Annotated in this window: 1 rRNA gene; it reads left to right on the top strand. The window is 56.2% G+C overall.

The window, feature by feature from the left end:
* A 23S ribosomal RNA gene (locus tag ACJA3G_RS37900) occupies positions 1-816 on the top strand; the annotation flags it as partial.

Raw genomic sequence — 816 nt, 5'->3', positions numbered from 1 at the left:
AGCCGTCAACCAGGCTTTGATCCGGGGGTTTCCGAATGGGGAAACCCGGCAGTCGTCATGGGCTGTCACCCATGCCTGAACACATAGGGCATGTGGAGGGAACGAGGGGAAGTGAAACATCTCAGTACCCTCAGGAAGAGAAAACAACCGTGATTCCGGGAGTAGTGGCGAGCGAAACCGGATGAGGCCAAACCTACGACGTGTGATACCCGGCAGGGGTTGCGTCGTGGGGGTTGTGGGATCTCTTTGCTGTCGTCTGCCGGCGACAGGACGAGTCAGAAACCGTATGAATAGGCGAAGGACATGCGAAAGGTCCGGCGTAGAGGGTAAGACCCCCGTAGCTGAAATTCATGCGGCTCGTTTAAGAGACACCCAAGTAGCACGGGGCCCGAGAAATCCCGTGTGAATCTGGCGGGACCACCCGCTAAGCCTAAATATTCCCTGGTGACCGATAGCGGATAGTACCGTGAGGGAATGGTGAAAAGTACCGCGGGAGCGGAGTGAAATAGTACCTGAAACCGTGTGCCTACAAGCCGTGGGAGCGTCGCGTTGAGTACTTGTACTCAACGTCGTGACTGCGTGCCTTTTGAAGAATGAGCCTGCGAGTTAGCGGTGTGTAGCGAGGTTAACCCGTGTGGGGAAGCCGTAGCGAAAGCGAGTCCGAATAGGGCGTTTGAGTTGCACGCTCTAGACCCGAAGCGGAGTGATCTAGCCATGGGCAGGTTGAAGCGGAGGTAAGACTTCGTGGAGGACCGAACCCACCAGGGTTGAAAACCTGGGGGATGACCTGTGGTTAGGGGTGAAAGGCCAATCAAA

It is taken from the genome of Streptomyces sp. YS-3 (assembly GCF_045257485.1).
Taxonomy (GTDB): Bacteria; Actinomycetota; Actinomycetes; order Streptomycetales; family Streptomycetaceae; genus Streptomyces.
The sequence above is the reverse complement of the archived record's forward strand: the minus strand, read 5'-3'. Positions and strand labels throughout refer to the sequence as shown.